The organism is Streptomyces sp. NPDC001858 (genome assembly GCF_053594615.1).
On the sequence record NZ_JBSFEV010000007.1, the window covers coordinates 250,377 to 269,346 of the forward strand.

The window sequence follows — 18,970 nt, forward strand, 5'->3', positions numbered from 1 at the left end:
CCGGCGAGGGGGCCGGCGGGGCAGACTCGGTGAGGGGGCCGGCCGGCCGGATCCCTCTCACCCGGTCCCGGCTTCCCCTTCCACGCCCTCTTCCTCCGCCAGCACCCGCTGGGCCGTCGCGAACGCCGAGTTCGCCGCCGGGACCCCGCAGTAGACGGCCGTCTGGAGCAGGACGGCGCCGATCTCGTCCGGCGTCAGCCCGTTGCGCCGGGCCGCCCGCACATGCATGGCCAGCTCGTCGTAGTGGCCGTGCGCCACCAGCGCCGTCAGTGTGATCATGCTGCGTTCACGGCGGCTGAGCGTGGGGTCGGTCCAGATCTCGCCCCAGGCATAGCGGGAGATGAAGTCCTGGTAACGCGCGGTAAACGTGTTCTGCCGGGCCTGCGCCCGGTCCACATGCGCGTCGCCGAGCACCTCGCGCCGCACCGCCATGCCCCGCTTCGCCCCGCCGTCGAGATGGGCCCGCAGCGCGGTCAGCACCGCCTCCGGGCACTCGGCGGGCGCGAGGTGGGCCGCCCCCGGCAGCTCGACCAGCGTGGCGTCCGGCACCGCGTCCGCGATCTCCCGCAGGTGCGCCGGCGGCGTCGCCCGATCCCTCCGCCCGGCGATCAGCAGGGTCCGTGCGGCGATCTCCGGCAGCCGCTCGCGCACATCGAACGCGCCCAGCGCGTCACAGCACGCGGCATAGCCCGCCGGGTCCGCGTCGCGGTGGTCGGCGACCAGCTCCGGCACAGTGAACCCGGGCGTGAACCAACGGTCGTTCGCGGTCTCGGCGAGTCCCGCCAGCCCCTCGCGGCGCACCAGCGCGGCCCGCTCCTCCCACGGCTTCGACCCGTTGAAGTGGGACGACGAGCAGATCACCGCCAGCGACGACACCCGCTCCGGGTGCTCCAGCGCCAGCTGCAGACCCACCGCGCCGCCCAGCGACACGCCGGCATACGCGAACCGCTCCACGCCGAGCGAGTCGGCCAGCGCCAGGACCAGATCGGCGAGGTCGCCCATGGTCGCGCCGGGGCCGATCAGGTCGGCGACCGAACCCCCGTGTCCCGGCAGGTCCCAGCGGATCACCCGGTGCGTGATGGACAGCTCGGGGGCGACCTTGTCCCACAGCGCGTACGACGTGCCCAGCGAGGGGCCGAGCAGCAGCGGGGGAGCGGAAGTCGGGCCCTCCGCACGGTGGTTGAGCAGCTTCTCGGTCAACGTCGCTCCAGCGCACGGTCGGTGAGGGCTCCGGCGGAGCCGGTGTAGCGGGCGGGGTCGGTGAGCTCGCCGAGGTCGACGTCCGTCAAGTCGGGCTCCTCGGCCAGGAGTTCGGCCAGCGGACGGTTCTCCGCGTAGGTGCGCCGGGCCAGCTCCGTGAGGAGTTCCCGGGCGCGGGCCCGGCCCAGCAGGGCGGACAGCTCGGCGGACAGCCGCTCGGAGACGATCAGCCCGTGGGTGCGGTCGAGGTTCGAGCGCATCGCGTCCGCGTCCACGCGCAGCCCCTCCGCCAGCTCGGCCGCGTCCCGGGCGGCCCCGCCGACCAGCCGCAGCAGATCCCTGAGCGGCTCCCACTCGGCGTGCCAGGCCCCGGACGGCCGTTCGTCGTCCGCCACCAGCGATCCGAACAGCGTGGCCGCGAGCTGCGGGCCGCGCCGGGCGGCGGCCGCGATCAGCGTGGACCGTACGGGATTGGCCTTGTGCGGCATGGCCGAGGAACCGCCCCCGCTGCCCTCGGCCAGCTCGCCGATCTCGGTGCGGGCGAGGACGAGGACGTCCGTCGCGATCTTCCCCAGGGCGCCCGCCGTGAAGGCGAGACAGCCGGCCAGGTCGGCGATCGGCGTCCGCAGCGTATGCCATGGCAACAGGGGTGGCCGCAGGCCGAGTTCACCGGCGAACGCGGCGGGCAGTGCGGTCGCGTCGACGGCGCCGTACGCGGCGAAGGCCGCCAAGGTGCCGGCGGCGCCGCCCAGTTGGGCGGGCAGCGCGTCCCGTACGGCCTTCGTCCGGTCCCGTGCGTCCAGCACCAGCGACCGCCAGCCGGCCGCCTTCAGCCCGAACGTGGTCGGTACGGCGTGCTGGGTGAGGGTCCGGCCGGGCATCGGCGTGTCGCGGTGCTCGGCGGCCAGCCGGGCCAGCGCCCGCCCGGTGCGGTCGAGGTCGGCCAGGACGAGGTCGAGCGTGCGCACCGCGACGAGCATCGTCGCCGTGTCCATGATGTCCTGGCTGGTCGCGCCCCGGTGGACGTACGGGCCGAACTCCTCGCCGACCGCCTTCGTCAGATCGGCGACCAGCGGGATCACCGGGTTTCCGCCGCCGCGGGCGCGCTCGGCGAGGGAACGCATGTCGAAACCGCTTTCGACCGCTGGCGCGGTGGCAGCCGTGGTGGCGGCCGCCCCGGCCCCCTCCGGGGCCAGCCCCAGCGCCTCCTGGGCACGGGTCAGCGCGGCCTCCGCGTCGAGCAGCGCCCGCAGAAAAGCGCCGTCACCGGTCGCGGAGGCGGCGGGGGAGCCGGTCCACCCGGGGGCGAGCAGACCGGCGTCGGCCCGGGTGTCGGATGCGGCACCGGACCGCGCGTCGGACGCGGCAGCGGGCCCGGCATCGGACTCAGCGTCGGACGAAGCAGCGGATCGCGCAGCTGTCACTGGAACTCCAGGAAGACCGTTTCGCCCTCGCCCTGAAGGCGGATGTCGAAACGGTAGGTCCCCAGCTCGCCGCGCGTCGCGATCAGCGTGTCGCGCCGCGCCGGGTCCACCTGCCGCAGCAGCGGGTCGGCGGCCAGCGCGGCCTCGTCGCTCGGCAGATAGATCCGGGTGAACAGATGGACGAGCAGCCCGCGCGCGAACACGCACACGCTCAGGTACGGCGCGCTTCGCCCGCGCGCGCCGGGCCGCAGCGTCCGCGCCGACCAGTGGCCGTTCGCGTCCGTCTGGATCCGGCCCCAGCCCGTGAACTCGACGCCGTTGCGGCCGAGGAAGCCGCCGCTCGACGGGTCGCGCCGCATCGAGCCGTCGACCTGCGGCAGATTGCCCTCGGGGTCCGCGCCCCACAGCTCCAGGAACGCGTCCGGCAGCGGGTTGCCCTCGCCGTCGTACACATAGCCCTGCAACGCGATCGTGTCCGGGTGGCCGGCCGGGGCGATGTCACCGCCGCCGGGGAACGGCAGGGCATGGCCGTAGAACGGGCCGACCGTGTGCGACGGAGTGGGCAGCACGCTCTCCGGACGGCTCGTGTCGATCTTCGTCATGGCAGGTCAGCGTCCTTCTTCGATCCAGGTGGCGTGCGGCCCGTCGAGCACGATGTCCCAGTGGTAGCCCATCGAGAACTCCGGCACCGACAGGCTGTGGTCGTAGGTCGCGACCAGCCGCTGCCGGGCCGCGTCGTCCGTCACCGACTGGATGATCGGGTCGTACGGGAACAGCGGGTCGCTCGGAAAGTACATCTGCGTCACGAGCCGCTGGGTGAACGCCGAGCCGAACAGCGAGAAGTGGATATGGGCCGGCCGCCAGGCGTTGACGTGCTGACGCCACGGGTAGGGGCCCGGCTGGACCGTGGTGAAGCGGTAGAAACCGCTGTCGTCGGTCAGCGTGCGGCCCACGCCGGTGAAGTTCGGGTCCAGCGGCGCGTCGTGCTGCTCGCGCTGGTGCGCGTAGCGACCCGCCGAGTTGGCCTGCCAGATCTCGACCAGCTGACCGCGGACCGGACGTCCGTCGCGGTCCAGCAACCGGCCGGAAACCGTGATCCGCTCACCGATCGGCTCGCCGTTGTGCTGCCGGGTCAGATCGTTGTCGATCTCGGTGATGTCCCGCTCGCCGAACGCCGGGGAGGACAGCTCCACCAGCTCCGGGTCCTGGCTCACGTCGATGGCGACGAGCGGCTGCTTCGGGTGGCGCAGGACGGAGGAGCGGTACGGCGCGTAGTCGCGGCGCGGCTGATGCTCGACGGGGGCGCCGTCGGCGATGCGCTTCTCGTAGGCGGCGTGCTCGGCCGCGATCTCCTGGTCGATGTCGTGCTGCGTGAGAGTCATGGAGTTTCCTGGCGTTTCCTGGAGTTTCTCAGCGTTCGAGGACGAGGGCGAGGCCCTGGCCCACGCCGATGCAGAGGGTGGCGACCCCGACGCCGCCGCCCCGACGGGCGAGCTGATGGGCGACGGTGCCGGCGAGCCGGGCGCCGGAGGAGCCGAGCGGATGACCGAGGGCGATCGCGCCGCCTTGCGGGTTGAGGACCGCCGGGTCGAACTCGGGCCACTCGGCGACGCAGCCGAGCACCTGGGCGGCGAAGGCCTCGTTGAGTTCGAGCACCGACAGATCGTCAAATCCCTTGCCCGCCTTGGCGAGTGCGCGGTTGACCGCCTCGACGGGGGCCAGCCCGAAGTACTGCGGGTCGATCGCGGACACCCCGGTGGCGCTGATGCGCGCCAGCGGTTCGCGGCCGGTCGCCTTCAGCCCCTCCTCGTCCACGAGGAGCAGGGCGGCGGCGCCGTCGTTCAGCGGCGACGCGTTGCCGGCCGTCACCGTCCCGTCCTCGGTCCGGAACGACGGCTTGAGCTTCGCCATCGCCTCCAGCGAGGCGTCCGGCCGTACGCATTCGTCGGCGGCGAAGACGACCGGGTCGCCCTTGCGGCGCGGGATCGACACCGGCGCGAGCTCGGCGTCGAACAGGCCCGCCTGCTGAGCGGCGGCCGCTTTGCGATGGCTGGCCAGGGCGAACTCATCCTGCTGGGCGCGGCTGATCTTGTGCTTGTCGGCGATGAGCTCGGCCGACTCGCCCAGCGGGATGGTCCACTGCGGGTCCATCCTCGGATTGACCATCCGCCAGCCCAGCGTGGTCGAGTACAGCTCGGCGTGCCCGGCGGGAAACGCGCGATCCGACTTCGGCAGCACATACGGCGCCCGGGTCATCGACTCCACCCCGCCGGCGACGGCGACGGAGGCATCGCCGACCGCGATGGCACGGGCCGCCTGGACGACCGCCTCCAGACCGGAGGCGCACAGCCGGTTGACGGTGACGCCCGGCACCGAGGTGGGCAGACCCGCGAGCAGCGCGGCCATGCGGCCGACGTTGCGGTTCTCCTCGCCCGCCCCGTTGGCGTTGCCGAAGTAGACGTCCTCGACCCGGGCGGGGTCCAACGCGGGCGTGCGGGCGAGGAGTTCGCGGATGGCGTGCGCGGCGAGGTCGTCCGGGCGCACCGCGGCCAGAGCCCCGTTGTAGCGCCCGATCGGGGAGCGGACGGCGTCGACGATGTAAACGGTCTTGAGGTTGTTGCTCATGGTTGGATCTCCTCGGCCACCCGGACCTTGGCGGCGGTCTTGGTCGCGATCTCCTCGGCGGTGACGCCCGGCGCGGTCTCCACCAGCAGCAGGCCCTCCGCGGTGACGTCGAGGACGCCGAGGTCGGTGATGATCCGGTTCACGCACGCCTTTCCGGTCAGCGGCAGCGCGCAGTCGGCCAGGATCTTGGGGCTGCCGTCCTTGGCGGTGTGGGTCATGACGACGATGACCGTACGGGCGCCGTGCACCAGGTCCATCGCCCCGCCGATGCCGGTGATCATCTTGCCGGGGATGGCCCAGTTCGCCAGGTCGCCGCGCTCGGAGACCTGCATCGCGCCGAGCACGGCCACGTCGATGTGCCCGCCGCGGATCATGCCGAACGACAGCGCCGAGTCGAAGTAGGACGCGCCCGGCAGGACCGTCACGGTCTCCTTGCCGGCGTTGATCAGATCCGGGTCGACGGCGTCCTCGGTGGGGTAGGGCCCGGTGCCGAGGATGCCGTTCTCGCTCTCCAGCACCACCTCGACGTCGGCCGGGAGGTAGTTGGGGATGAGCGTCGGCAGTCCGATGCCGAGATTGACGTACTGGCCGTCCTGGAGCTCGCGCGCGGCGCGGGCGGCCATCTGCTCGCGGGTCCAGCCCATCACTCGCTCACCGTTCCCTCTGCCGCCGTGCCCTGCGCGGCGGTTTCCGCTGCGGCGGGCGTGGAAACCGTCCGCTGCTCGATTTTCTTGTCCGCGGCCTGCTCAGGGGTGAGCGCGATCACGCGCTGCACGAAGACGCCCGGCAGATGCACCGCGTCCGGGTCGATCTCCCCGGGCTCGACCAGTTCCTCGACCTCGGCGATGGTGATCTTCCCGGCCATCGCGGAGAGGGGGTTGAAGTTGCGGGCGGACTTGTTGAACACGAGGTTGCCGTGCCGGTCGCCCTTCGCGGCCCTGACCAGCGCGAAGTCGGTGCGGATGCCGTGCTCCAGCACATACTCCACGCCGTCGAACTCCCGGACCTCCTTCGGCGGCGAGGCGAGCGCGACGCCGCCGGCCCCGTCGTAACGCCAGGGCAGCCCGCCCTCGGCGACCTGCGTGCCCACGCCCGCGGGGGTGAAGAAGGCGGGGATGCCGGCGCCGCCGGCCCGCAGCCGCTCGGCCAGCGTGCCCTGCGGGATCATCTCGACCTCGAGCTCACCGCCCAGGTACTGGCGGGCGAACTCCTTGTTGGCGCCGATGTAGGAACCGGTTACCCGGGCGATCCGCCCGGCGGCGAGCAGCACCGCGAGGCCCGACTCCATCGCACCGCAGTTGTTGGAGACGACCGACAGTCCGGCGACGCCCCGCTCGTACAGGGCCTGGATGAGGACGTTGGGCACGCCGCTCAGCCCGAATCCACCCACTGCCAGCGACGCGCCGTCCGGCACGTCGGCCACCGCCTCCAGGGCCGTGGCGACCACCTTGTCCATGCGTGCAGCCTCATCTCTGCGAATTAATCAGCGCACTGAGTATTTCAGCGAGGTTCCTCACGCTGCCATCCGAGCGCCGCAGCGTCAAGGTCTCCACCAGGGCTTGGTCGGGCGCGGAGACAGGTGGGTGCGGGGTTGGGTATTGTTCAGTGCACAGACTAATTGCCGAGTGATTCGGACGACGGGAGTGCATATGGCCGCGGTGGACCTCACCAGCCACCCCGGGCATCTGGCCCGGCGGCTGCAGCAGGCGCACTACCTGTTGTGGAACACGATGGTCTCCGAGGAGATCACCTCCCCGCAGTTCGCGGTCCTCAACGCGCTCGTCGCCGAGCCGGGCCTCGATCAGCGCACGGTGGGGGAGCGGGTGGGGCTCGACCGCTCCACCGTCGCCGAGGTCATCAGTCGGCTCATCCGCCGAGGGCTCCTCGACAAGGTCCGCGACCCGCAGGACGGACGCCGTTTCCTGCTGGGGCTCACCGAGGACGGGGTGCGCACCCACCGCAAGCTGACCGTGCGCACGGCCCGGATGAACCAGGTCTTCCTGTCCCCGCTCTCGGCCGCGGAGCAGACCCAGTTCCTCGAACTCATCCAGCGCGTCTCGGACGCGGCGGAGGGGCTGCGCAATCCGGGGGAGCCGCTGGTCTCGTCGTCCTGACGAGGCTGGTTGGGTTGGTGGGGCTGGTGAGACTGGTCGGACTGACAGGGCAGACCGGGCCTGGCTGGCCGGCCGGCCGCCGGGCGATCCGGGCCGAGATCAGGGCGTCGGTGCGAGATCAGGGCGTCGGTGCGAGCACCACCCAAACCTGGCCCGGGGCGAAGGCGACCGGCCGACCGTCCGCGGTCGTGAAGTCCGTGCCGTCCGCCGCCGTCTGCCGCGTCCAGTTGACGTCGTAGGCGCGTCCGTCGCGCAGCACCTCCGCCTTCCCCGAGCCCACCGTCTCGGTGAACGGCGTGTTGTTTCCGAGGAAGTCCTGGAAGCCCGACGCGCGCACCTTCACGTACTGCACGACCACCGTGGCCGGGGCCGACCGCTGCCCGGCGGCCGACACGGTCGGCGCGCCGTCCGTCGCGACCAGCCAGCGCGCCCTGCTCTCGGACCAGGTGAAGGTGAAGCGGGCCGCCGGGTAGCGCACGGTGCGCGAGGCCGCCGTCTCGCCCCCGGAGGGCGCGGCCCCGAAGCGGAAGCCCGTGGTCAGCGCGGCGGCGCCCGGGGCGGCGGGCAGCAGACGGCTCGGGCGCAGGTAGAGGTTGTGCGGCGCGGCCCGGTCCGCTCCCCGGAAGTACGCGTCGGACGCGTCCTCGGGGGTGACGGCGTCCAGCGGCGCCCTGTCGATCAGCGGCAGCAGCCTGCCCTGCGCGCCGGAGAACGCCAGCAGCGGCTGCTGGAACTGGCGCAGCAGCTCCAGATCGGACTCACGGGCGCTGCGCACGGGACCCACGGCCTCGGGCAGCGCGGTCGCGTACACGGCCATCAGCCGGCTCAGCCCGCCTTCGACCTGCTCGACGTACACGATGTCCGCGGAGTCGAGTCCGGTCTGCGGCCGGGCGTCCGGCGCGTTGTCGATCTTCACGGCGAGCACGGAGCCGACGCCGGTGGTGGGGGTGGCGGCGCCGCTCGGGCTCTGCTCCTTCGACGCGCTGCGGCCGTCGTCCTTCGAGGGCTCGCGGCTCGTCGTGCAGCCCGCCGCGAGGGATATCGCCAGGGTGGTGGCCAGCGCCGTCGCCAGCAGCACCGAGGCGGCAGGGGAGCGCCGGGCGCGCCCTCCGCGCGCTGTCCGTCTCGAACGACTGGTGGCCATCGCGTTCACCCCGTTTCGTCTCTCGATTGTGCGCTCGTCCGTTCGAAAGTGGCTATGCGTGACGACGGCGGGCGGTAGGCAGCGGTCAGCACGCGGCGGGTGGCCCGCGGCGGGTGGCAGGCAGCACGCGGCGGGTGGCAGGCCGAGCACGCCCGATGGGGGTGCGGCACGAGGAGGGTGGTGACGTGACAGGGCAAGCGGGAGGTGCAGGCGAAGATCCTGATGGCACCGTGAAACCGGTTGTGGATCAGGTCGGTTCGGCGGCCGTCGTGGGCGGTGTCCCGAGGATCTCGGCCAGGTCGTAGCGCACCGGTTCCTCCAGCTGCGCGTAGGTGCAGCTCTCCGGGGTGCGGTCCGGGCGCCAGCGGCGGAAGCGGGCGGTGTGCCGGAACCGCGCCCCGTTCTCCATGTGGTCGTACGCCACCTCGGCCACCCGCTCGGCCCGCAGCGGCACCCAGGACAGGTCCTTCTTGCCCGACCAGCGGCTCGGCGCGCCGGGCAGCCGCGCCGTCTCGTGCGCGGCGTCGTCCGACCAGGCCGCCCACGGATGCCCGGCCGCGTCGGTCATGCGCAGCGGCTCCAGTTCCTCGATCAGCTCCGCCCGGCGTTTCATGGCGAACGCGGCGGACACGCCGACGTGCTGGAGGACGCCCCGGTCGTCGTACAGGCCCAGCAGCAGTGAGCCCACCACCGGCCCGCTCTTGTGGAAGCGGTAACCGGCGACGACGACGTCCGCGGTGCGTTCGTGCTTGACCTTGAACATGGCGCGCTCGTCCGGGAGATAGCGCAGCGTGAGCGGTTTGGCGATCACCCCGTCCAGGCCCGCGCCCTCGTACTCCTCGAACCACTGCCGCGCCACCTCGGCGTCGGTCGTGGCCGGCGCCACGTGCACCGGGGGCGTGACTCCGGCGAGCGCCCGGGTCAGCAGCTCGCGCCGGTCGGTGAGCGGAACGTCGAGGAGCGACTCGTCGGCCAGCGCCAGGAGGTCGAAGGCCACGAACGACGCCGGGGTCCGCTCGGCGAGGGTGCGCACCCGGGAGGCGGCGGGATGGATGCGCTCGGTGAGGGCGTCGAAGTCGAGCCGGCCCTCCCGCGCGATGACGATCTCGCCGTCCAGCACGCACCGCTCCGGCGTCCGCTCCCGCAATGCCTCCACCAGCTCGGGAAAGTATCTCGTAAGCGTTTTCCCGGTGCGACTGCCCAGCTCCACCTCGTCGCCGTCGCGGAAAACGATGGCGCGGAAGCCGTCCCACTTCGCCTCGTACTGCATGCCCGGTGGGATCGCCGCGACCGACTTGGCGAGCATCGGTTTCACGGGCGGCATCACCGGCAGATCCATGTTTCCGACTCTACGAGCGGCACGGGGCGTCCGCTCGTTACGTCGGCCCGCCCGAGGGGGCGACGGGATCGCCTTCCGTCCGCATGGTTGGATTCCCGCATGACGGACTGGTCGCGACTCAGCCACGCCTACGGCTCCGCCGAGGACATACCCGCGCAGCTGGACCGGCTCGCCTCGGACCCCACCCCCGAGTTGTGGAGCGATCTGTGGTCGTCGCTCTGCCATCAGGGCAGCGTCTATTCGGCGAGCTTCGCGGCGCTGCCCTGGCTGGCCGGGGTGGCCGGCGGGGACGACCCCGCGCAGACCGTGAACGCGCTGACCTTGGCGGGCGCGATCATGGCGGGCGCGGAGCCGTCGCAGGAACCCGGCGGTGTCCGGGCGGAGCACGCGGCCGAGATCGCCGTGTTGTTGTCGCTGGCGAACGACGGTCTTCGGAGCGCGTCCGACTCCACTGAGTACGTCTATCTTCTGGAAGCCGTGTTGAGCTTCGAGGGCGTGGCGGGCTGGGGCGAGGATCTGGCCTGGGGGCTGGTGAACGAGGAGTATCAAGTTTCCTGCCCCGGCTGTGAAACGGATCTTTTCGTCGTCATCGGCGAACGCGGACACTTCGCCTGCAGCGCCGACTACGCGCTGGCGGACGACGACGAGGACGTCGAGAGCAGGCCTCTGCGCCCGGCGAATCCCGCGGAGCTGGACGGCATCGGCCGTCGCCTCCACGATGTCGCCGTCGCGGACGGTCAGCACGAGGTCGCGGGCGCGCTGACCTACATCTTCGGCGACGGGACCTGCCCCGACTGCGAGGCGGACTTCTCGGTGGCGGCGCAGGTCGGTGAGCACTGGTAGCAGACCCGCGCCAGATCCGCACCAGATCCGCGACGGATTCATCCGGATTCATGTTCGATTCCGTGCGTGATCGCCGGAATCATCCGGTACGCGTGCTGATGCGAGTTGTGAGGGGTGTGTCTACCGTGGCTCGCATGGGCGATGCGGTGGAACTGGAAGTGGCCGGCCGGACGGTACGGCTGTCCAGCCCCGACAAGGTCTTCTTCCCGGAGCGCGGCTTCACCAAGCTGGACCTCGCCCGCTACTACCAGGCGGTCGCCCCCGGCATCCTGCGCGCCCTGCGCAACCGCCCCACCACCCTGGAGCGCTACCCGGACGGCGTGACCGGCGAGTCCTTCTTCCAGAAACGGGCGCCGAAGAACATGCCCGACTGGATTCCCACCGCCCACATCACCTTCCCCAGCGGACGCAGCGCAGACGAGATGTGCCCGACGGAGGAGGCGGCAGTGCTGTGGGCCGCCCAGTTCGGCACCCTCACCTTCCACCCCTGGCCGGTCCGCCGCGACGACGTCGACCGCCCCGACGAACTGCGCATCGACCTCGACCCGCAGCCCGGCACCGACTTCGACGACGCCGTCCGCGCCGCACACGAACTACGCGCCGTCCTCGACGAGTTCGGCGGACTGCGGGGCTGGCCCAAGACCTCCGGCGGCCGTGGCCTGCACGTCTTCGTGCCGATCGAACCCCGCTGGACCTTCACCCAGGTCCGGCGCGCCGCCATCGCCGTCGGCCGGGAGATGGAACGGCGGATGCCGGAGCGGGTGACGATCAAGTGGTGGAAGGAGGAGCGCGGCGAGCGGATCTTCGTCGACTACAACCAGACCGCCCGCGACCGCACCATCGCCTCCGCCTACTCCGTGCGCCCCCGGCCGCACGCCCCCGTCTCGGCGCCGCTGCGCTGGGAGGAGGTCGGTTCGGCCCATCCGCGCGACTTCGACCTCGCGACCATGCCGACCCGCTACGCCGAACTCGGCGATGTGCACGCCGACATGGACGACCACGCCTTCTCCCTCGACGCCCTTCTCGACCTCGCCCGACGCGACGAACACGAACACGGCCTGGGCGATCTGCCGTATCCGCCGGAGTACCCGAAGATGCCGGGCGAACCCAAGCGGGTACAGCCGAGCCGGGCCCGGCACGAGAAGTCCCCGGACGAGCCGGAGGCGTCCTAGACGGGTTGCCGCCCAGGACGCCTCCGGCCCACCCTCACAGTTCCTTGATCCGGATGTCCCGGTACGAGACGACGTCCGTCGTGCCGTGCACCTGAAGTCCGATGTAGCCGGAGGCGAACCGCCGCCCGTCCGTGCCCGGGTCGTCCGAGCGCGGCGGGGTGAACGCCTGGCCGCCGGTGTTGTCGAACTCGTTGATCAGCACGCCGTTGCGGTAGACCGAGTAGTGCTGGTCGACGACCCTGATCTCGTAGTCGTTCCAGGTGCCCTTCTGGGTGACGCCGGCCCCGGCGAGCCCGACCCGGTCGAAGCCGTACACCGAGCCCGTCTTGTACATGTCGCCGTCGGGCCGGTCCAGTACCTGCACCTCGTGCCCGTACTTGATCGCGACCCACTCGGGCCGCGTCTCCTCGGGGTGGTCATGGACCCACGGGAAGCGCACGAACACACCGGAGTTGGCGTTGCCCGCGCCCGGAGCGTCGTCGCGCCACTGGAGCTTCAGCGAGAAGTCGCTGTACTTGCGCTGCGGGAACCAGAGCATGCCCAGGCCCTGTTGGGTGGTGCCGCTGGTGATCGACCCGTCGGCGTTCAGCGCGAACGAACCGCCGCCCACCTGCTGCCACTTGGCGAACGACGCCGCGCTGCCGTCGAGGATCGTGCGGTAGCCCTCGGTCTGGCCGGGCTTGCCGATCCCGGACTGCCCGGCGGCCTCCTGGATCGCGTCGTACTCGCGCTGGTCGACGACTCCGGCACCGAACAGCTGGTCCAGGACCGTCTTCACATGCTTGAGGAACAGGGCGTGGGACGTCCACTCCTTCTCGTCCTCGATCAACTCGTTGATCCGGCACCGGCTGTTCGTCAACCGGTTCGGCACCCCCGAGTCGATGGTGCCGACGATCACCGTCAACCGCTCGTCGTACTCAGGGCAGTTGGGGGCCGGGACCTGGCTCGCCACCACGGTGAAGGTCACCGTGCGCGCGGTGGAGGTGTTGCCGGACTTGTCGACGGCGCGGTAGGCGAGGGTGTGTGCGCCCGCACGGTCGACGACCACCGGAATGCTGTATGCGATGTACGGTCCACCGTCGAGTGAATACTCGATCCGGTCGACGCCCGACCCGCCTCCGTCGGTCGCGCTCACCGCGACCTTGGCGTTGCCGACATACGCCCCGTCGGAGTTTCTGGTGCCCTCGACGCTGACGCCGGTCACCGGCGGCGTCGTGTCCTGCGGGGTCGCCGCGACCACGGTGAACCGGGCGGTCTGCTCCGGGGACGCGTTGCCCGCCTTGTCGGTGGCCCGGTACCGCACGGTGTGGGTGCCCACCTGGTGCACCATCACGGGTGCGGTGTACGGCTGCCAGGCCCCGGTGTCGACGGCGTACTCGATGGTGTTGACCCCGGATCCGGTGTCCGAGGCGGACACGGTGACCGTCGCCATGTCGACGTAGGTTCCGTCGGGATTCTGCACACCGGTCACCGTCGCGGAGGTCTCCGGCGCCGTCGTGTCGTCGGAGGGCGGGGCGACGACCGTGAACGGGACGCTCTTCTCGGTCGAGACGTTGCCGGCCTTGTCGAACGCCCGGTAGTGGATCCTGTGGGCGCCGACCTGGTCGACGACGACCGGAGCGGTGTACGGGATCCAGTCAGCAGGATCCCCCGAGCCGTCGACCGCATACTGTATGCGGTCGACCCCCGACCCGCCCGCCTCGTCCGTGGCGCTGATCGCGACACTCGCCGAGCCGACGTACTCGCCGTTCGCGTTCTGCGCGCCGGTGACCTGCGCGGCCGCCGTGGGCGCGGTCGTGTCCTCGCCGCTGCCCTCGGTCACCACGAGGATGCCCTGCATCTGCCCGTGGCCGGGGATCGTGCAGTGGTAGAAGTAGCGACCCGGGGTCAGGGTGACCTCGGCGGTGTGCCGGCCGCCCATGTCGTCGTTCGGGTTGGCCAGGATGTTCAGTTGGACGTCGCCGTTGAACTCGGGATCGCTGGTCACGAACGTCAATGTGTGCGGCATGCCGAGGGTGTTGCCGGTCGCCGCGCTGTTCTCGAAGACGATCGTCGCCTGACCCGCCACCGCCGTCGTCGGAGCCGACACGTACTTGGTGATGTCGTCGCCCGCGGTCCAGGTCAGGACCTGGGCCGCCTGGGTCGCCGGGGCCGCGTCCGCCCGTTCCGGCTGTGCCGCGGTGGGCGCCGCCTGCAGCCCGAGCAGCATCAGCACGGCGGTCAACAGGGCCGTCAGAACTCTTCGTTGCCGTGTCACTGCGTCCCCCTCGCCAGCAGTCCGACCGCCGGGGTCGGGCCGCCGCCCGTGTAAGTGATCTTCCACAGCGCCGACTTGACGTCCGAGGTGAAGAAACCGCGGCCGTAGTCGAGGACGTACAGGGCGCCGTCGGGTCCGAACTTCCAGTCCATGAGGTTCTTGATGCCGTCGTTGCCGACCGGCACGATTCTCTTCAGTGACTCCGAGTGCACGGGCAGACCGCCCGTTCCTTGCGTCTTCGGGTCCATGACCACCGCGTTGCGCGGCTGGTCGGCGTCGTAGAAGTCGCCGACGAACCACTTGCCGTCCCAGTACGCGGGCCACTTGGCCGTGCTCGCGGTCGTGGCGTCGTAGCGGTAGACCGGCCCGTTCATCGCCGCCTGGCCGCCGCCCTTGAGCCACGGCAGCCGGTAGGTGGCCTGGCTCTTCTGGTACGAGGGGACGCCGTTCGCGTCGCGCGGGTAGTCGGGGGCGCCGCCCTGCGGCGAGTACCAGATGTTGTTGCCGGTGACCGGCGGCAGGTTGACCAGGCCGTCGTTGTTCGGCGACTCGTTCTTCGGGTGGTCGCAGTCGTACCAGCCCAGGGGCTGCGTCGGATCCGGCAGGTTGCGGTCCCGGTAGGGCTGCTTGTTGCCCATGCAGTAGGGCCAACCCCGGTTGCCCGCCTGGGTGATGACGGCGAACGTGTCGTACTTCGCAGGGCCCCACGTCGTCGACGGCTCGCTCGCGTCCGGGCCGACCCAGCCCGCGTACAGGGCGTCGGTCGTGCGGTCGACGAAGATGCGCGCGGGGTTGCGGACGCCCATCACATAGATCTCGCCGCGGGTCTTGCCGCCGCCCTCCTCGGTCTCCCGGCCCGTGAAGAGGTTCCCGGCCGGAAGGGTGTACGTGCCGTCGGCTTCCGGATGGATGCGCAGGATCTTGCCGTTGAGGTTGTTGGTGTTGCCCGCGGTGCGGCGCGCGTCGGCGAAGGACACGCCCTTGAAGTTCGGCTGCGGATTGTTGCCGGAGTAACCGCTGCTGAAACCACTGGAGTTGTTGTCACCGGTCGCGATGTACAGATTGCCCTTGGAGTCCCAGGCCATCCCGCCGCCCGCGTGACAGCAACTGTGCACCTGAACCGGCCACTTGAGCAGCACCTTCTCGCTGTTCAGGTCGAGCCGGTTCGAGTTGAGGTCGAGCGTGAAGCGCGAGACGCGCCGCTCGGCCATCCGGGTCTCCCGGTTGACGCCCGAGTGGGGCGTGTAGTGCAGGTACACCCAGCCGTTCTGCGCGAAACGCGGATCGAGCTCGATGCCGAGAAGCCCCTCCTCGACCTTGATGAGCTCGTCGCCCCCGCCCTTGTTGCCGAAGACGGTCAACTCCCCGGCGAGAGTCACCTTCTTGGTCGCCGGGTCATAGACATGGAGCTGACCCTTGCCCTTGCCGACGTCCGGGTTGTTCCAGTCCGTGACGACCGGCTGGGAGGAGTCGGCGCCGCCCCGGCCGATGTAGAGGACGCGGCCGTCCGGCGCGGTGACCAGGCCGTGCGGCTCGCCGATCTGGTCGTTCTTTCCCGGCTGGTTGGCCGGGGTCAGACGCTCGGCCTTGTAGTTCCCGGTGATGGTCGCCTTGCAGTCGGCCTGCACCAGCCGGGTCGTCCACAGCAGGGCGCCGCGCAGATGCGCACGGAAGTCCGTCTCGTCGTACGACGACACCGTGCCGCCCATGCCGGTGTAGAACGACCGGCCGCCGTCGTAGTCCCGGCACCAACTCACCGGGTGGTCCCAGCCGTTGGCGCTCGCACCCGGCTGGTACGTCGACTCCCGCACCCGGGCGACGGTGTGCACCTCGCCGGACGGGTTCTTCACCCAGTTCGCCCACACGTCCGGGCGCTTCCATTCCAGCGGCAGCTCCTTGGTGGCCGGATGCTGCCGGTCACCGATCTCAACGGTGGCCCGCTGAACGGCCGTTGGACTCGACGCGGCCGGACGGGCGCCGATCAGTCCCGTGAACCAGTCCGAGTACGGCTCGGCGCGAGCCGCGTCATGCAGGCCGACGAATCCGCCGCCGGCCTCCATATAGGCCTCCAGGCCCGCCTCCTGCTCCGGATCGAGGACGTCGCCGCCCCCGGTCAGGAACACGACGGCGTTGTAACTGCTCAGTCTCGCCTCGCTGGTGAAGACCGAGGCGTCGTCCGTGGCCTCGACCGCGAAGCGCTGGGCGGCCGGACCGGACAGGCCGATCCGCTCGACGGCCTCGATGCCGGCGTTGACGACCGGCGACTCGTCCCCGGCCGCGGCCGACCCGTGGAAGACCAGGACGCGTACATCGGCGCTGCCCGGCGGCGACTTCACGGACATCGTTGTCAAGGGTGGTTCCGGGACAGGGCGCGCGTCCGCGGCGGGGGCGGACAGCAGTCCGGCGACGAGCGTCCCGCACGCCACGGTCGTCACCCGGATTCGTCTTCTCGTGCTCAATCCTCGTAAGTGCATGGGCACCTCCTCGGTCACGGCGACAGCGCCAAGGAAGCTAGACGTCTTTGCGCGGCCCGCCAATAGCTATGACCGCAATGGCACGAACTTTGTCCTGGGTGTGGAGAAACAGCGGAACGGCCGGTACCGTCGCACAGGCTCAGCCCAGGTTCAGCACAGGCTCGGGCGCGGGCTCGTCTTCTTCATCGTCGCAAATTCCGTACCAGGGTGGGGAGTTCGGCATGGACAGACGCGGGTTCAACCGGCGGGTGCTGCTGGGCGGCGCCGCGGTCGCGACATCGTTGTCCCTGGGGCCGGAGGCGGTGAGCGCCGAGACGCCGGCGAAGACCGCGCCGGCCGGGGGAGCGGTCAGACACCTCAAGCTGTACATCGAGAAGCTCGCCGACGGGCAGTTCGGGTACGGCTTCGAGAAGGGAACGGCCTCGATCCCCGGGCCGCTGATCGAGCTCAACGAGGGCGACACCCTGCACATCGAGGTCGAGAACACCCTGGACGTGACCGCGAGTCTGCACGTTCACGGCCTGGACTACGAAGTGTCCAGCGACGGCACGAAGATGAACCGCAGCGACGTCGAACCCGGCGGCACCCGCACCTACACCTGGCGCACCCATGCCCCCGGCCGCCGCGCCGACGGCACCTGGCGGGCGGGCAGCGCGGGTTACTGGCACTACCACGACCACGTCGTGGGGACGGAACACGGCACGGGCGGCATCCGCAAGGGCCTGTACGGCCCGGTGATCGTCCGGCGCAAGGGCGACGTCCTGCCCGACGTCACCCACACGATCGTCTTCAACGACATGACGATCAACAACAGGCCCGCCCACTCGGGCCACCAGGGCCCCGACTTCGAGGCGACCGTCGGCGACCGGGTCGAGTTCGTGATGATCACGCACGGCGAGTACTACCACACCTTTCATATGCACGGTCATCGCTGGGCCGACAACCGCACCGGCATGCTCACCGGCCCCGACGACCCCAGCCAGGTCATCGACAACAAGATCGTCGGCCCGGCCGACTCCTTCGGCTTCCAGGTCCTCGCGGGGGAAGGCGTGGGCGCCGGCGCATGGATGTACCACTGCCATGTGCAGAGCCACTCCGACATGGGCATGGTCGGCCTGTTCCTGGTGAAGAAGCCCGACGGCACGATCCCCGGCTACGAGCCGCACGAGCCCCATGGGACGAGCGAGGCAGGCGAGTCGAACGAAGCGAGCGAGACCGACGAGAGCGACGAGACGAGCGTGACGCACGAGCACTGAGGGCGCCTCCTCGCGGTGAGAGCGCTCTCACCGCCCGTCTGCTGCGGAGTTATCCTGAGCCGCAGTCGGCCAGGAGGAGCTCCGCAGTGACCGAGACAGCGTCGCGTCCCACGTTGGAGGCCGTGGCCGCGCGGGCCGGGGTCTCACGGGCGACCGTGTCGCGGGTCGTCAACGGCGGGGACGGGGTCCGGGAGCCCCTCGTCGAGCGGGTCAGAAGGGCTGTGGAGGAGCTCGGCTACGTCCCGAACCAGGCCGCGCGCAGCCTGGTGACGAAGCGGCACGACGCCGTCGCCGTCGTCATCGCCGAACCGGAGACACGGGTTTTCGCCGACCCCTTCTTCGCGCTCCAACTGCGGGGCATCAGCAAGGAACTGACCGGCCGTGACAACCAGCTCGTGCTGCTGCTCACCGAGGGCCGCGACGACCACGCGCGCGTCGCCCGCTATCTCGCCGGCGGCCATGTCGACGGCGCCCTGGTCTTCTCGCTGCACCTCGACGATCCGCTCCCCGGCCTGATCCAGGGCGCGGGTGTCCCCACGGTGTTCGGCGGCCGACCCGGCTGGAGCGACGGCACCCGGGACGTGGTCTACGTCGACAGCGACAACCGCGGCGGCGCCCGCGAGGCCGTGCGCCACCTGGCGGGCCTCGGCCGCACCCGTATCGCGCACATCACCGGTCCCCTCGACCAGACGTCCGCGGCGGACCGGCTCGACGGCTACCGGGAGGTCATGGGTGACACCGACCCGCGGCTCGTCGTCGAGAGCGACTTCACTCCCGGCGGCGGCGAGCGGGCGATGCGGGAACTCCTCGACCGCTGCCCGGACCTCGACGCCGTGTTCGCCGCCAACGACCTCACGGCCTCGGGCGCCCTGCGCGTCCTGCGCGAACACGGACGGCGGGTGCCCGAGGACATCGCCGTGGTCGGCTTCGACGACATGCTGCCCGTCGCCGAACAGAGCGATCCGCCGCTGACGACGGTCCGTCAGGACATCGAGGAGATGGGCAGGATCATGGCCCGTCTCCTGCTGCGCCGCCTCGACGGAAGCACCGTCGGCGACGAGGTCGGCGGTGTGGTTCTGCCGACCACTCTGGTGCGGCGCGCCTCCGCGTGAGCGCTTCGCT

16 protein-coding genes are annotated in these 18,970 nt (G+C 71.0%); 5 read left to right on the plus strand and 11 right to left on the minus strand.

Annotated elements, in window-relative coordinates:
- Window positions 1–57 precede the first annotated feature (57 nt).
- The 7 genes from pcaDC to ACWCPF_RS13140 form a co-directional block, all read right to left on the minus strand.
- On the minus strand, window positions 58–1,200 hold the full coding sequence (pcaDC, locus tag ACWCPF_RS13110) for a bifunctional 3-oxoadipate enol-lactonase/4-carboxymuconolactone decarboxylase PcaDC (RefSeq protein ID WP_451045069.1): 1,143 nt from the start codon (window positions 1,198–1,200) through the stop codon (window positions 58–60).
- Window positions 1,197–2,513, minus strand: a complete 1,317-nt coding sequence (gene pcaB / locus ACWCPF_RS13115) for a 3-carboxy-cis,cis-muconate cycloisomerase (protein WP_451045168.1) — start codon at window positions 2,511–2,513, stop codon at window positions 1,197–1,199. Before pcaB ends, pcaDC begins: the two co-directional genes overlap by 4 nt.
- Before the next feature lie 107 nt (window positions 2,514–2,620).
- Window positions 2,621–3,226: a protocatechuate 3,4-dioxygenase subunit alpha gene (gene pcaG / locus ACWCPF_RS13120; RefSeq protein WP_451045070.1), complete on the minus strand. Its 606-nt coding sequence runs from the start codon at window positions 3,224–3,226 to the stop codon at window positions 2,621–2,623.
- A 6-nt stretch (window positions 3,227–3,232) separates the two neighbouring features.
- Window positions 3,233–4,006 (minus strand): protocatechuate 3,4-dioxygenase subunit beta, encoded by a 774-nt coding sequence (gene pcaH / locus ACWCPF_RS13125; protein ID WP_451045071.1) that lies wholly within the window; start codon window positions 4,004–4,006, stop codon window positions 3,233–3,235.
- A 28-nt stretch (window positions 4,007–4,034) separates the two neighbouring features.
- A complete protein-coding gene (locus tag ACWCPF_RS13130; RefSeq protein WP_451045072.1) occupies window positions 4,035–5,249 on the minus strand; it encodes a thiolase family protein in 1,215 nt (404 codons plus the stop codon).
- Window positions 5,246–5,893 carry a CoA transferase subunit B gene (locus ACWCPF_RS13135; RefSeq protein WP_451045073.1) on the minus strand — a complete coding sequence of 216 codons (648 nt, stop codon included), beginning with the start codon at window positions 5,891–5,893 and terminating at the stop codon, window positions 5,246–5,248. Before ACWCPF_RS13135 ends, ACWCPF_RS13130 begins: the two co-directional genes overlap by 4 nt.
- The gene (locus ACWCPF_RS13140; protein WP_451045074.1) at window positions 5,893–6,705 is read right to left on the minus strand and encodes a CoA transferase subunit A; all 813 of its coding nucleotides are present in this window, start codon (window positions 6,703–6,705) and stop codon (window positions 5,893–5,895) included. Before ACWCPF_RS13140 ends, ACWCPF_RS13135 begins: the two co-directional genes overlap by 1 nt.
- 193 nt (window positions 6,706–6,898) lie before the next feature.
- Here ACWCPF_RS13140 and ACWCPF_RS13145 point away from each other — a divergent pair, with 193 nt between their 5' ends.
- Entirely contained in the window at window positions 6,899–7,363 is a 465-nt protein-coding gene (locus ACWCPF_RS13145; protein WP_451045075.1) for a MarR family winged helix-turn-helix transcriptional regulator, read from the plus strand.
- Between the two features lie 118 nt (window positions 7,364–7,481).
- Here the strand turns inward: ACWCPF_RS13145 and ACWCPF_RS13150 are convergent, their stop codons facing one another.
- Window positions 7,482–8,507, minus strand: a complete 1,026-nt coding sequence (locus tag ACWCPF_RS13150; protein ID WP_451045076.1) for a DUF3048 domain-containing protein — start codon at window positions 8,505–8,507, stop codon at window positions 7,482–7,484.
- Between the two features lie 247 nt (window positions 8,508–8,754).
- The gene (locus ACWCPF_RS13155; RefSeq protein ID WP_451045077.1) at window positions 8,755–9,846 is read right to left on the minus strand and encodes an ATP-dependent DNA ligase; all 1,092 of its coding nucleotides are present in this window, start codon (window positions 9,844–9,846) and stop codon (window positions 8,755–8,757) included.
- A 99-nt stretch (window positions 9,847–9,945) separates the two neighbouring features.
- On the opposite strand from ACWCPF_RS13155, the gene ACWCPF_RS13160 reads away from it, so the two are divergent.
- Window positions 9,946–10,689, plus strand: a complete 744-nt coding sequence (locus tag ACWCPF_RS13160) for a hypothetical protein (RefSeq protein ID WP_451045078.1) — start codon at window positions 9,946–9,948, stop codon at window positions 10,687–10,689.
- A 134-nt stretch (window positions 10,690–10,823) separates the two neighbouring features.
- The gene (gene ligD / locus ACWCPF_RS13165; RefSeq protein ID WP_451045079.1) at window positions 10,824–11,861 is read left to right on the plus strand and encodes a non-homologous end-joining DNA ligase; all 1,038 of its coding nucleotides are present in this window, start codon (window positions 10,824–10,826) and stop codon (window positions 11,859–11,861) included.
- 34 nt (window positions 11,862–11,895) lie between these two features.
- Here the strand turns inward: ligD and ACWCPF_RS13170 are convergent, their stop codons facing one another.
- Both ACWCPF_RS13170 and ACWCPF_RS13175 read right to left on the minus strand, forming a co-directional pair.
- On the minus strand, window positions 11,896–14,070 hold the full coding sequence (locus ACWCPF_RS13170; protein ID WP_451045169.1) for an OmpL47-type beta-barrel domain-containing protein: 2,175 nt from the start codon (window positions 14,068–14,070) through the stop codon (window positions 11,896–11,898).
- Between the two features lie 44 nt (window positions 14,071–14,114).
- Window positions 14,115–16,592: a ThuA domain-containing protein gene (locus tag ACWCPF_RS13175; protein ID WP_451045080.1), complete on the minus strand. Its 2,478-nt coding sequence runs from the start codon at window positions 16,590–16,592 to the stop codon at window positions 14,115–14,117.
- 221 nt (window positions 16,593–16,813) lie between these two features.
- Between ACWCPF_RS13175 and ACWCPF_RS13180 the strand changes: the two genes are divergently transcribed.
- Together ACWCPF_RS13180 and ACWCPF_RS13185 are read left to right on the plus strand one after the other, a co-directional pair.
- Complete coding sequence (locus ACWCPF_RS13180; RefSeq protein ID WP_451045081.1) at window positions 16,814–17,848, plus strand: multicopper oxidase domain-containing protein; 1,035 nt, start codon at window positions 16,814–16,816, stop codon at window positions 17,846–17,848.
- Window positions 17,849–17,934: 86 nt separating this feature from the next.
- The gene (locus ACWCPF_RS13185) at window positions 17,935–18,960 is read left to right on the plus strand and encodes a LacI family DNA-binding transcriptional regulator (RefSeq protein WP_451045082.1); all 1,026 of its coding nucleotides are present in this window, start codon (window positions 17,935–17,937) and stop codon (window positions 18,958–18,960) included.
- The last annotated feature ends 10 nt before the right edge of the window (window positions 18,961–18,970 follow it).